Below are 14,134 nucleotides of genomic sequence, written 5' to 3'. Positions count from 1 at the left end.
CCTAGAAATTAAGCGGTGAAGTATTTGGCTGCTGGGTGATAGGTGATAATTGCGGTTGTTGATTGTTCGGGATAAAGTTGTTCGCTTTCATCCATGTAGAGGTTGATGCGATCGCACTTTAATAATTCCAATTGCTTGTACTGATCCGCCATGTTCGGACAAGCAGGATAGCCGAAACTGTACCGCGAACCGCGATATCTTTGTGCCAGCATATCGCGAATGTTGTCCGGTTCCTCGCTACCAAATCCCAATTCCCGGCGAATCCGCGCGTGAGTCCATTCTGCTATTGCTTCCGCCGTCTGAACCGCTAACCCGTGAAAGTAGAGATAGTCAGTATATTGATGGTTAGCAAACAGCTTTTGCGCGTACTCTGTAGCAATTTCTCCCACTGTCGCTACTTGCATCGGAAATACATCGATTTTACGCGATTCTTTGGGGGCGAAGAAGTCGGCAATGCACAGCCGGCGCGCCGATTTTTGCCGGGGAAATGTGAATGTTGCAGCGGGTGTCGATACATCTTGCCCGCTAGCCATGATTTCTGGATCGTACAAATGCAAAGAATTGCCTTCAGCTTGACAGGGAAAATACCCGTAAATTGCTTGCGGATGCAGTAACTTTTCCGCGATGACTTTGTGTTTCCATTCTTCCAAGATGGGATAAACTTTTTCCGCTAAGAAAGCATCGTATTCTTCTCGCGATTGGTCTTTTGGCTTGCGGAACTGCCACTGACCGGCAACTAAGGCTTGCAAATCTAAGTGCCAGAAAATTTCCTCAAAGGGGATGTCTTCTCCCTGCAACAGTTTCGTTCCCCAGAAAGGAGGATTCGGGCGATCGATATCTGCTGCAACTGCTTCTGACCGCCTGGTATCTATCACCACAGGAGTGTCTGCTTTCTTGGCATCTTCTACAGAAGTTTCTGGCGAAGTTTTAGCTTCTTTAACCGCCCCATTATCCTGCCCTATTTCATCTAAAAAGCCTTGCAAGTCTTCCCATTTTCCAGCAGATTTTGCTGGCATGAGTTTGTCCATAAAGTGTAAGTCGGAAAACGCATCTTTGCCGTAAACAACTTTACCTTTGTAGGTATTTTGGCAGTCTTCATGTACAAACTTGGGAGTCAAAGCCGCGCCGCCCAAAATCACGGGAACCGTGATTCCTTTCTGGTTGAATACTTCCAGATTTTCTTTCATGAATGCGGTGGATTTTACCAGCAAGCCACTCATCGCTATACAGTCGGCTTTGTGCTTTTCGTAAGCTTCGATGATATTGTCAACCGACTGTTTAATTCCCAAATTAATCACTCGGTAGCCGTTGTTTGATAAGATAATATCAACTAAGTTTTTGCCGATGTCGTGAACGTCGCCTTTGACAGTAGCGATGATAAATGTTCCTTTGGCGTTGTCCCCGGATTCGGACTTTTCCATGTGCGGTTCTAAATAGGCAACTGCCGCTTTCATGGTTTCTGCTGACTGCAATACAAATGGCAGTTGCATTTGTCCGGAACCGAACAATTCTCCGACTACTTTCATGCCGTCTAGCAAGAAGGTATTGATAATGTGGAGGGGCGGATAGGTTTCTAATGCTTTGGCGAGTTGGATGTCGAGCCCTATGCGTTCGCCGTCGATGATGTGCTGCTTGAGGCGTTCTTCGACCGGGAGGTTTGCGTCTTCTGTACGATCGCGCTTGGTAGTTTTGCCCGCAAACACCGTTGTCAGGTCGCCCAAGGGGTCGTAAACGCAAATTTCGCCGTCAAACTCCCGTTCGTCGTAAATGAGTTTACGGCAGATTTCTTGGTGTTTGGGGTCGATTTTGGCTAGGGGCAAAATCTTATTGGCGCTGACAATTGCCGAGTCCATCCCGGCTTGCATTGCTTCGTGCAAAAACATGGAATTCAAAACTTGCCGCGCCGCCGGATTCAAACCGAAGGAAATGTTAGAAACTCCTAAAATTACGTGACAACCTGGCAATTCTTGGCGGATGCGGCGGATGGAATCGATGGTAGCTTTGCCGTTTTTTCTGTCTTCTTCTATCCCGGTAGAAATGGGCAACGCTAGGGTATCAAAAAAGATTTCCTCGGCGGGAATTCCGTAGGCGACGGCAGCGTTATAGGCGCGTTGGGCGATCGCAAATTTTTTGTCTGCGGTTCTCGCCATCCCGTCTTCGTCAATCGTCCCAATAACTATGCCCGCGCCGTATTTTTTCGCCAACTCCAAAACTTGATAAAAACGCGGTTCTCCGTCTTCATAGTTAGTGGAATTCAGCAAACATTTGCCGCCCGCAACTTTTAAGCCGGCTTCCATCTTTTCCCATTCTGTGGAATCCAGCATTAAAGGGAGAGTGGCATTAGTCACCACGCGGGAGACTAACTCTTTCATGTCTCGCACGCCGTCGCGGCCGACATAATCAACGTTAACATCGAGAATGTGGGCGCCTTCTCGCACTTGTTCCCTGGCCATTGCTACTAAACCGTCCCAGTCTTCAGCGTTTAGCAAATCGCGGCATTTTTTGGAACCGCTGGCGTTGAGTCTTTCGCCGACAATTAAGAAGGAATTCTCTTGTTCGTAGGGTTGGGCGGTGTAAATTGAAGCGGCGGATGGTTCCCAAGTAATTTCGCGAATTTTGGGTTTAAGAGTTTTGCCAATTTCTGATAGTTCGCGGATGTGATCGTAGCGGGTTCCGCAGCAGCCGCCGATGACTTGCACGCCTAAGTCTTCGACAAAGCGCATCAAGGCCATTTTTAATTCTATGGGCGTGAGTTTGTAGTGCGCGTGGCCGCCGATGTTTTCGGGCAAACCGGCGTTGGGAACGCAGGAAACGACGAAGGGCGAATGTTCGGAAAGGTATTTGACGTGTTCTGCCATGCGATCGGGCCCGGTGGCGCAGTTCAGGCCTAAAATGTCGATCGGGTACGGCTGCAAAATTGCGAGGGCGGCGCTGATATCGGAACCGACTAACATTGTGCCGGTGGCTTCCATTGTGACTGATACCATTAACGGAATCCGCGCACCTTTTTTCTTAAATACTTCTTCAATGGCATTTAATGCTGATTTAATTTGCAGCACATCTTGACAAGTTTCGACAATAAATAAGTCAACGCCGCCGTCATAAAGTCCTTCTGCTTGTTCGGTAAAAGCGGCGGTGAGTGTGTCGAAATCGATGTGTCCTAATGTTGGCAATTTGGTGCCTGGCCCGATAGATCCTGCGACAAATCTCGGTTTTTCTGGGGTGGAAAATTCGTCGGCGATACCCTTGGCAAGTTCGGCGGCAGTTTTGTTGAGATAATATGCTTTGTCTGCCAAATCGTATTCGGCGAGCACGATGGAAGCGCCCCCAAAGGTGTCTGTTTCGATGACATCGGCCCCTGCTTCGAGGAATCCTCGGTGCACGTTGGCGACGGCTTCGGGTTTGGTGTGGACGAGATATTCGTTGCAACCTTCGTATTCTTTGCCGCCAAAGTCTTCTGCGGTGAGGTTTTGGACTTGCAGGTTGGTTCCCATTGCGCCGTCGAAGACGATGACGGGGCGCGAGGGGTGGTGGAGTCGATCGAGGAATCTGCTATTCATAAGCGGTCAAAAAAAACGCAGGTGCTATATATTTACAATTTTATCTATTGTGCAATATTGTCAACAATTATGTGACTGTTGGCAAACGACTAATGACTGAAGGATTTAATGCTGCTGACAATAGTTCATCGTACCTGTAATTTTACCGATCGCCCTGGATAATTGTCAAAATTCTGTTGTGGGTGAGGCTGCGGGGGGGAAAACGGGCTAGTTGTGATGGATTTTTTCGCTTAACTGTTGAGGAATTTGGCGAAAATGCGATCGAAATAATTAAACGAGTGATGTTTAATGGCGATTTAATTCTCGGCTGTCTCGTAGTTAGGCTGATAACTACGATCGCTACTCCTGGTGCAAGTAATGGTTTGAGTGTTTGTTCTACGAATAGACGGAATTCGATCAGAACCCATTGCTTGTTCATCAGATGTTTCCTTGATTAGTAAACGAGCTGATTGAATGGTTGGTACCGAAGAAGCGATAGCAAATGCAATTAAGTAGGTACCTGCACAGCTATCTTTATGGATAACTAGAAAAATTCACAAATTAGGTTGTGGGATTGTCTTAAGGGTGTAGAAACAGCAAACATTGTTACATCAGGAGAATTATCACCAAGAAATTGGGATACAAGCCCCTTCTTCAGTGGCCGGCTTTTCTTGATTTCTAATATACTCCTTTAAAATCTCTAAAGGCGCACCCCCTACAGAAACAGCAAAATAGCTAGGACTCAATAATGCTTCCTTGTGGGGCTTCTTATGTCCAGCCTGTCCGTAGCGACGGCTAGAGACGCCCTTTAATGCGTTAACTATTTGAGAGATAGACAACTTGGTCGGATACTCAATCAGCGCGTGAACATGATTGCCCTCGCCATTGAATTCCAGCACTTGAAAATTCATTTTTTATGCCACATCTCGAAACGACTTTTCAATCAAATCAATACTTTCACCTGTAAATACAGACCGACGATACTTTGTAACACAGACCAAGTCTATTGTAAGTTCTGTAATAGAATGGCGTTCCCGGCGGCAAACAGTGGTCATAGTTTGCAAACCAATATATAATTCAGCCTAAAGACCAATATCAATATAGCCATGAAAACAAGGTTGCGTTACAGATTCTATCCAACAAGTCAACAGCGGTAGAGCTTACCTCAGTTGTTTGGATGCGTCTGGGTAGTCTGGAAGGATGGTCTAGCTCTGTGCAAACCGTCCGAAAAAAAGCCAAGTTCGGTTGAATTACAAAAAGTAGTAATAACCCAGGCGAAAAAGACCGAATAAAGAGCTTGGTTAAGTGAAGCTTCTAATATTCCTTTACAGCAGTATCTAGCTGATTTGGACGCAGCTTTCAAAAACTTTTTCAACTGCTGTAAAGGAAAGCGGAAAGATCGTAAAGTTCTGTTTTTTATATTCAAAAAAAATAGCCAATCGGCGCGATTTAGGATAGGACGTTTTTCTTTTAGGAATGGCGGTGTCTATTTAGCTAAAATTGGTATCGTCAACCCAGTCTGATCGAGAAGCCTCCCGTCTGAACCTAGCTCCGTCACAGTAATCAAAAATTGTGCAAATCGCTATTTCCTGAGTTTTGTCGTAGAAGTTCAACCAATTCAATCTGATGTGAAAAACCAAAGTATCGGAATTGACTTAGGGATGAAAACTTTGGCAGTGATGAGCAATGGTGAAAAAGCTGAAATTCCTATTTATAAAAAGTTAGATCGAAAAGCTCGTAAACTCCAACGCAAATTAGCCCGTCAGCTAAAAGATTCTCAAAGAAGAAATGTAACTAGAATCAAAATTGCTAAATTACATAATCCCATTGCCGATACCCGTAAAGATTTTATGCATAAAGTGTCAACCAAAATAGTCAAGCAAAACCAAGTGATTATTCTGGAAGATTTGAAGGTGTCAGAAATGCTGAATAATCGGAAACTCTCAAGGGCGATTAGCCAACAAGAATGGAGAGAATTTAGAACTCTCTGTGAAGCCAAATCCGAGAAATTTGGCAGAGAGTTTCAAGTAATTAGTAGGTGGGAACCTACTAGCCAAGTCTGTGCGGACTGTGGCTTTAAGTGGGGAAAAACTGATCTGTCTATCCGTTCATTGCTTTGCATGAGTTGTGGCACTGAGCAAGACAGAGATGAGAATGGGGTTAAAATTATAGAGAAAGTCGGGATGGGGAATCGCCACGACTCTAAACGGGTGCAGAGGGTTTGTCAGACTAGCAACGGTTAGCAGAACCCTATGAAGCGTCAAGAATCACCGCACCTTCAGGTCGGTGAGTATTTTAATGAGTTAGATTTTTCGCTCATCTTTCGCTCAATTGTCCCTCTTACTGAGTCTGCTTATCGTGTAAAGCATACAGCAGGTCACTCAGTTTTCGCTCAGACGCAGAACAGGTTCCCTAGATTGAGCGAGGGTAGGAGCTACGATGGCGGAAAGTGGTAAAATAAGTCAGAAAGCTTAATTCAAATCCTGTCATCCCGATTATAAAATTAAACTGGATATTCCGCAGTAAGTGAGTTTGTTTTGGGCGATCGTCCGGCTGTTTATATTTCGGGTTGGAATAAATTAATGGAGCGGGCGATCGAGCGTTTTAATTCCCTTTTGCTAGAAAATCAACTGTAGCCACTGTTTTGGCAAAGGGAATTATAGAATATATAGAATAAAACGTAAACAATCAGAGCAGCAGTAGAGAATACAGAACAAGTCTTTGTCTTCTCCCTCTGTGATGATTTGGGACAGTGTTCAATCACAGCTACTTGCTCAATGCTGAGAACTTTGACTAAGGTTTGAAACCAGAGGTAAGTATAAATACTGCAAGAATGTATAAATATTGCAATAATTCTTAAATACCAGTTCATCAAGATTTACATCTTGAGATAGATGAATTAATAGGTGAATGAGCTTAAAATAAAATCTACTTGTTAGCGTGTCTAAAATTAACCCCAAAACCGGAGGATATTCCAATGCAAATAAGTGGGAAAGGCTTCGGCTCCTGCCCTCGCTGCGAAACAGTACCCGCAAAAATAGAGGGCAGCGGAGGTTTATACCTGTGGTTTCCAGTATCGCACACGCTGACCAAGGTTATTTCTGCGCTGGCTAAGGCTAAACTTGAATTTCGGTTTTTAGAAGAGAGCAAGTGCTTGTACGTTATCCTTGAGGGAATAGCGAGAGAAGATTTTAGCGCCCTAGCATCATCGGTGCTGACAACTCAAGAGTTGAAAGAGACAAAAGTTTTGTGGATGCGCGAAGTTGAACAGCCAAAGCTTAGCGATTTTTATCGTAGCACTTCCTTAGACTCTTTTATTAATTTGAGTAACTCTGATTGGCTGTTAGATTTATTGTCCCAAGAACGCATTACTACACATTTTCAGCCCATTGTTTATACCTCAGATACTTCTAAAATTTTTGCCCACGAAGCGCTGCTCCGAGGAATTGACGAGCAAGGAAAATTAATTTATCCGGGTAGGATTTTTGCCCAAGCAGAATCAGCAGGCTTAATTTTTCAACTAGATGTTTTAGCCCGGACTCGCGCTATCCGCGAAGCCCATGTTTACAATATCAAAGAACTACTTTTTATTAATTTTTCTCCCACTTCAGTTTACGATCCAGCTACGTGCCTGCGAAGAACAGTACAGGCTATTGATGAAGCGGGAATTCCTCACAGCAATATTGTTTTTGAAGTAGCGGAATCTCAGCACCCTCCTGATATCGATCACTTGATTAATATTCTGAGGTTTTACCGAGAGGCGGGATTTTTAATTGCCCTAGACGATTTTGGCAGCGGTTCTTCTAATTTAAATTTAATGCACCAACTGCGTCCTGATTTTATTAAGTTGGATATGCAATTGATTCGCAATGTCCATCAAGATTATTATAAGGCACTCATTACGGAAAAGATGTTAGAAATTGCTGCTCAATTAGATATTAAAACTGTTGCTGAAGGTGTGGAAACTTTGGAGGAGTTTGAGTGGGTGCGGGAACGGGGAGCAACTTTTGTTCAAGGTTATTTGATTGCGAAGCCGACTTCTCCGCCGATCGCAGTTACGAGCTATATTGGTGCTGAACCACTACCTATTTCTGCTTAAATGGTTTTCAGTTGCGATTTGGCGCTACATTTGCTCGTTCCCCGGCTCTGCCGGGGAACGAGAATACACTAGCATCTTAAACGCTCAAATTGCGCCGCAGAAAGCTTTCTAAAGATTCCATTCTCATGCCGTAGATTGATTCCAAGTTTTGCACTTCTTCGGGAGTGCAGAAATACTCGTTACCCAGCAATACGCGCAAAGTTCCTAAGTCTTTTTGAGCTTGAGGATTCAATAAACCCAAGGCATTTCTCAAACCGTCAAACACAACCAGTGGCGGGTTGATTACCATCGGTTCGCGATTGAATAGGCGTCCAAAAATGCGGGGAATGTCGTCTCTTGTCAGCACATCCGGGCCGCCGACTCGCAGAATTTGGTTGCGGGCACCTTCGACTGTTGGCGAGTCTGCGGCAATCTTTGCTAAGTCGTCGGTACTGACAACAGATGTGCGGTTTTTGCCGTCGCCAATCAGCAGGTAAAGTCCGGTTTCTCGAAATCTTTCTGCTAGGGGTAACAAGCTGGAAGCAAAACCGGCAGGCCGCAAGATTGTATAATTCAATCCGCTGTTTTGCAGGTATTTTTCAACTTCTCGCTTGGCTTTGAATACTGCGGAATCTTCGTATCCCCGATCGACTCCCAGTACCGAAATAAAGACAAAGTGCTGCACTCCCGCTTCTTTGGCGCAGTCGATCAATTCTATGTTAGCGCGGTAGTGTACTGCTTGAACGTCGCCGCCGGTGCCGTGGCTGCTGATGATGTATTGCACTCCTTGGCAGGCTTTTTTAATATCTTTGTCTTGTTTTAAGTCGCCGATAAAAATCTCGGCGCCTCGGTTTTCTAGTTCTGAGTAGCGAGATGCGAGGCGAACGAATGCGCGGACAGGCTTTTCTTGCTGTCTGATTTCTCGTACAATTCGGCGGCCTAGTGCGCCTGTTGCTCCGGTTACTAAGAACATGATTTTTAGTTGTTGGTTGTTACTTACATCTTGCACATTTCTCAATAGTAGCCAAGATGCCTGTTCCACAAAGATTGAATTTTGTTGTGGGGTTGGCCTCTTGCCCGCCCATCCAACGCTTATTGAGAATGGGGCAAGATGTCAATTGTTATTAACCTTATAACTTATAAATCAAATTTCGACAATTACGGGGGCGTGGTCGCTGGGTTTGATTAATTTTCTGGGAGCAACATCTATTGTACAGTTTTTTGCTTGTTCGTACAGGGGAGGGCTGAGATAATGGTGGTCGATTCTCCAGCCGTTGTTGCGGGGAAATGCGGCAGCGCGGTAGTCCCACCAGCTATAATGGCCGCCTTCTGAGGTGAATTTGCGAAAGGGGTCGTTTAATCCTAATTCTATGATTTCTGTGAGTGCGAGGCGCTCGGCGACAGACAAGCCGACGGAGTTAGCATTGGCTTTGGGATTGTGGATATCTCGATCGTCCGGGACGATGTTGAAGTCGCCGCAAATGCACAAGTTGGGGGATTTATCTAGTGCTATTTTGAGGTATTCTTGGAGGAGTTTGAGCCACTTTAGTTTGTACTCATATTTCTCGCTGCCAACTTCGGAACCGTTGGGAACGTATACGCAAATAATGCAAATATCGTCTATAACCCCGGCTATTAGGCGTTTTTGTTCGTCAAAAATACCTGCGGTTTCGTCGCCGAGAAGGGGGGCAAATCCGCTGCTGATTTCCGACATGGGCGATCGGCTAAAAATGGCAACGCCGTTGTAGGATTTTTGACCGGAAATGTAACAGTTGTAACCGAGGTTGGTGAATGGTTCTAAGGGGAAGTCTTTGTCTGTAACTTTGGTTTCTTGGAGGCAGAGAACGTCTGGGGAGTTGGTTTGCAGCCAGCTAGTAACGTGTTCTAGACGGGTGCGGATTGAGTTGACGTTCCAGGTGGCGATTTTCATTTTTTGTTTGTTATATACTCTCTGATTACTGGCACGACCTTAAAGTGCGATCGCCTATTTTGTTGTAGTGTTTCAACTAATGACCGTCGTCCTAAAGATTGCATGACATTTAATAGTTATGCTCGTGATATTTGCAGGTTTTCTGGTATTTTTGAGATGTCTGCTGGTTCGGGGGTACTTGCTAGCCAACCCATAGCTTGTTGTTCGGATGCGGTTAGGCGATCGCACTGCTGGTGCAGCAGAGATTCTAAGTCACCTAAGAACAGGGTATCATAGGAGAGGAATTCGGAAACGATGTCGCCGAATAAGTTTTGAATCTATGACTTTTTCGGTAGCAACCAGCTAAATGTGACTTTTTATGGTCGAGTGGGGATGCAAAAACCTACTAAATATGACTTTATATTGAATAAGTTAAGATGTCTGATATAACTTCAAGAACCACTGAACACTTAGACTACCTATTCCTATTAGTCACGCACATGGTCTGTGCGGATCAGCAGATTCACAGTGAAGAGTCGAAAGCACTACGCGAACTAGCGAGGCAGATCACCGCTTCTCAACGCACTCTAGCTGAGATGGAAAAAATTCTGGCTCAAGATGAAAACCACCTTTCTGTAGAAGATTTAGCTCGGAAAGTGTCGCCCGGTGAGCAAAGTGAGGCCATGTCCCAAATGTTGGCGATCGCCTATGTTGGCGGTTTCTGTTCAGCATTAGAGCGCCAGATGGCGGAACAAGTAGCAGGGATTTGGAACTGGCCACCGGGAGAAATAGAGCGACAGTTGGCAGAAGCAGGAGCCTTCACTGATACCCGATTCATAGGCGAACACAACCAACAACAGAAAGTCTCTTTCGGTGCGCGTTTCCTTGCAGGGGCTGATTCTCTTCTTTCACGCGCATTGGTGGATAATGTAGCAAAGCTCACTGGGACTGAGCAAAAAGTTGAGCAACTGCGGCGAGAAATTCTGTTAACGGGGCCAGAATATGACGAGGCGATTCTTCAGTGTGCAGTCATCGCTGATGAAGATTACAAATTTGCCGAATTGGCACTTAAAAGAGCTTTACTAGCACTTTCCAATTTGGGTCTAAATATCCAAGTTGCTATTGAAGACATCAAACATAAAACAGGTGGTAAAGGTCAAGCTACCACCGCTAAGGAAGTAACCAAGCAACTTGAGGATACTAGAAATGCTCTAAGTGCCCAAATTATCAAAGAAATGGAAATTGTACCGGAGTCGTTTCGGGCCAAGGAACGCGCTCTCAATCATTTCAGCATCGCTTTTATGGGCAGAACTAAGGCGGGAAAAAGCACTCTTCACGCCATAATTACAGATGGTGGATGGGATGCAATCGGTGTAGGCAAGCAGCGCACAACAACTGAGAATCGAGACTACAAGTGGAAGAATATTCGCATCATTGATACTCCTGGGATTGGCGCTCCGGGTGGCCAAAGTGATGAAGAAATTGCTAAAAGTATTATCGACGAGTCAGATATGATTTGTTATGTGGTGACAAATGACAGTATCCAAGAGAGTGATTTTGCTTTCTTGCGGTTACTAAAGGAAAAAGCCAAGCCCTTAATTATTCTCCTGAATGTCAAGAATAACCTGCGGGACTCTCGCCGATTGGAGCATTTCTTACAGAACCCTGATAAACTGTTTGAAATGGATGGTCCAAGTGGTCTAGGTGGACACATTGAACGTATCCGTCGCTACGCTCGTGAGCATTATGCTAATGACTATTTCGATATTGTTCCTGTGATGTTGCTGGCGGCGCAGCTTTCCCGCGAACCAAAACACGAAGAGAAGAAACAGGAGCTTTTTAAAGCAAGTCGGATGCAGGGTTTTCTGGATTCAATCCGTGTATCTCTGCTTAATCATGGGGCAATTTGTCGCTCTCAAACTTTGCTTGGTTCTACAGTAGGCGCAATTGATAATCCTAATAAATGGGTGAAGCAACAAGCTTTAGTCTATGAAAAATTTGCAGAAACTCTGAAAAATAAGCGGGAGGCAATCCAAAATGATATCCAAAAAGTAGCTAAAGATGCTAAAGGCTCCTTACTGCAAAAAATCGAGAGGATTTTTCAAGATGCTATAGAAGCTGTTCCATCTTTTGCAGAAGATCATTGGAACTGTAAAGAAGTTACCATGAAGCTGGGATGGGAACAAAAATTAAAAGCACTTCGATTTGAAAAACGCTTAAAGATAGCTTATGAAGAGACTAGCAAAAAATTCAATAAGGAAGTTCAGGAAGTTCTTGAGGAAATAGGAAATGAATTACAGCTAATATCTCAGCTTGGCAGCAATGATTTCAGCTTTACTGAGCAGGATTCAACAAATATTCGAGATTTTGTGCGAATTAGTGGCAGCCTTCTAGGGGTAGCAGGAACTATTATAGCGTTATTCGTAGCCCCTCCTGTTGCGATTTTTATCGGGATTGGAACTGGTGTTTTTAGCATGAGCACAGAAATGTTTAAATCTAAAGATGAAAAGCGACGCGAGGCTGTTATAAATATCTCTACTTCATTAGAAACTCAGCTCAACACTCAGAGGGACAACACTCTACAGCAGGCTCAGGGATATTTTGGTAAGTATGCTGATTCTGTAACCACGAACATCAACATCTATTTTGAAGAATTGATTGCAGGGCTAGAGGCTATCGCCACTCATCTTGAAGAAGCCAAAAAGAAGTTATCGGATTCAGAAAATTATCTAAATCGTGCTTATGCCAAGCGAATCCTTGACTGGTGTGCTGGAAAACATGAAACTCTGACAGATGAGTGTATCAAGCAAACCATTGCTACAGTCGAACGAGATTTCGGGCGCAACATGAAGATTGTCACAAAATCCCAAGTTCAACAACTAAAATCACTAGAGGAGATTAAACACATCCTTCAAGAGGATATTTCCTTTAGCGATCTCAAATCTCCCAGATAAGGACTAAACTACCATGACTCAGAACAACCCCAACTTTAAAGCTGCGGAAGTCGGTGCATCTTTCCAAAATACGCTAGTAAAATTTAAGAGCTTACTGGAGCAGGGAAATACATCGGAACTAACAGCTATCCGCAAAAAAGTGGACGATGAATTAAAAGAGTATCAAGAGCAGGGGATTCTCGGCGTAGCTTTTGTCGGGCAATACAGTGCTGGTAAATCAACTCTTATCTCTGCGATGACAGGGCGGCGCGATATCCGCATTGATGCTGATATTGCTACTGATAAAACTACCAATTATGACTGGAACGGCATCAAGCTAATTGATACGCCTGGACTTTTTACAGACCGCCAAGATCACGATGAGATTACTTATGAGGCGATTAACAAATCTGACTTGCTGGTTTTTTGCCTCACCTATATGCTCTTTGACTCATTGACAGCAGAGAATTTCAAGAAGTTAGCCTATGAAAAAGGCTATCACTGGAAAATGATGCTGGTCATCAATAAAATGTCTGATGAAGCAGGAGAAGAAGAGCAAAAGATTTCCAACTACCGCCAAAGTCTTGCCGAGGCACTGAAGCCTTACAGTCTTGATGAATTTCCCATCTGCTTTATCGATGCCAAAGACTACTGTGAAGGCATTGACGGCAATGATGATTTTCTGACGGAAATCAGCCGTTTTCCAAGCTTTATTGATGCTCTAAATCAGTTTGTAGAGCGTCGTGGCTCCCTTGCTCGTTTTGATACACCTGTCCGCATTGCTCTAAGCTGTGTTGATGATGCCCAATCGAGCTTTACTCGCAACTCTAGCAGCGAAGATTCGACTTTTTTTGAAGCGCTGACACGGTTATCTCGCACAGTCCGTAAAGAGCGCGATCGCCTGCGAACCAAGGTTAAAAATATAGCCCTGGAAATGTCATCAGGAGTTGCTAGCGAAGGTAACACTCTTGCCGCAGCAGTAGGTAGCGATCCGAACTTTGGAAAACTTCATAAACAAGCTGAACTGAATGTGCAGAAGCATTATGAGAAAGCAGAAACCAAACTACAAGAAGCTGTAAATGTAGCAGTTGAAGATATCCGGCAGGAGGTTGAAAAAGTGCTAAAAGGTGATCTAGTCAAGAGTTTTGTTGCTTGCCTCGATAAAAATCAAAATATATCAGCCCAAAATCTGGAGCCTGGTATCGATGTGGAGCGACTTAGAAGCCAAGTTAACTGGCTTAAAGGCATCGGTGAGACGGCCGGGGTGAAGTTGACCACTTTGGCATCAAGGAGTTTTGCAAAAACCGCTGCTGAACAAGGATTTCTACGTTCTATAGATGTAGCAGGAAGCGGTCTACATCAAGGTGTTGTGGCTGTGGGAAAATTTGTCGGCTTTAAGTTTAAGCCTTGGCAGGCGGTTGGTATGGCCAAAAACATCGGCAATGCTGCTAAATTCCTGGGGCCGGCTCTAGCACTTGTTTCGGTAGGAGTAGATATTTTACAAATGGGACAAGAACATGAGCGAGAAAAGCAAATGTCTGATGTTCGTCGCGATATTACGAGTAAATTTCAATTAACCGCAAAAGACTTGGAAAATCAGGCGTTGCTGAATTTATGTATGATGTAGCGATCAAGAGCCAAAAACATTATTCAAAACAGGATGGAATCTTTAGCT

General features: G+C 44.4%; 8 protein-coding genes and 1 pseudogene. 4 read left to right on the top strand and 5 right to left on the bottom strand.

Annotated features, from left to right (window positions below; all coding sequences use genetic code 11):
* Positions 1–8: 8 nt before the first annotated feature.
* From metH to tnpA, 3 genes and pseudogenes are all read right to left on the bottom strand, one after another.
* A complete protein-coding gene (gene metH, locus QUA23_RS20980; RefSeq protein ID WP_333073442.1) occupies positions 9–3,560 on the bottom strand; it encodes a methionine synthase in 3,552 nt (1,183 codons plus the stop codon).
* A gap of 142 nt (positions 3,561–3,702) precedes the next feature.
* Positions 3,703–3,978, bottom strand: coding sequence for a hypothetical protein (locus QUA23_RS20975; RefSeq protein WP_333073441.1), 276 nt, complete (start codon positions 3,976–3,978; stop codon positions 3,703–3,705).
* Between the two features lie 184 nt (positions 3,979–4,162).
* Positions 4,163–4,594, bottom strand: a pseudogene (gene tnpA / locus QUA23_RS20970) (IS200/IS605 family transposase).
* Between the two features lie 507 nt (positions 4,595–5,101).
* Here tnpA and QUA23_RS20965 point away from each other — a divergent pair.
* Together QUA23_RS20965 and QUA23_RS20960 are read left to right on the top strand one after the other, a co-directional pair.
* Complete coding sequence (locus QUA23_RS20965) at positions 5,102–5,782, top strand: transposase (protein ID WP_333073727.1); 681 nt, start codon at positions 5,102–5,104, stop codon at positions 5,780–5,782.
* Positions 5,783–6,516: 734 nt separating this feature from the next.
* Positions 6,517–7,638: an EAL domain-containing protein gene (locus QUA23_RS20960; RefSeq protein ID WP_333073438.1), complete on the top strand. Its 1,122-nt coding sequence runs from the start codon at positions 6,517–6,519 to the stop codon at positions 7,636–7,638.
* A gap of 76 nt (positions 7,639–7,714) precedes the next feature.
* Here QUA23_RS20960 and QUA23_RS20955 read toward each other — a convergent pair whose 3' ends face one another.
* Complete coding sequence (locus tag QUA23_RS20955) at positions 7,715–8,590, bottom strand: SDR family oxidoreductase (RefSeq protein ID WP_333073725.1); 876 nt, start codon at positions 8,588–8,590, stop codon at positions 7,715–7,717.
* Positions 8,591–8,761: 171 nt separating this feature from the next.
* Positions 8,762–9,547: an exodeoxyribonuclease III gene (gene xth, locus QUA23_RS20950; protein ID WP_333073436.1), complete on the bottom strand. Its 786-nt coding sequence runs from the start codon at positions 9,545–9,547 to the stop codon at positions 8,762–8,764.
* 416 nt (positions 9,548–9,963) lie between these two features.
* Between xth and QUA23_RS20945 the strand changes: the two genes are divergently transcribed.
* Complete coding sequence (locus QUA23_RS20945; protein ID WP_333073435.1) at positions 9,964–12,480, top strand: GTPase; 2,517 nt, start codon at positions 9,964–9,966, stop codon at positions 12,478–12,480.
* Positions 12,481–12,493: 13 nt separating this feature from the next.
* Entirely contained in the window at positions 12,494–14,086 is a 1,593-nt protein-coding gene (locus tag QUA23_RS20940; RefSeq protein ID WP_333073434.1) for a GTPase, read from the top strand.
* Positions 14,087–14,134 lie beyond the last annotated feature (48 nt).

The sequence above is a fragment of the Microcoleus sp. Pol1C5 genome (assembly GCF_036701115.1).
Taxonomy (GTDB): Bacteria; Cyanobacteriota; Cyanobacteriia; order Cyanobacteriales; family Microcoleaceae; genus Microcoleus.
This window is presented reverse-complemented; position numbering and strand designations above follow the sequence as displayed.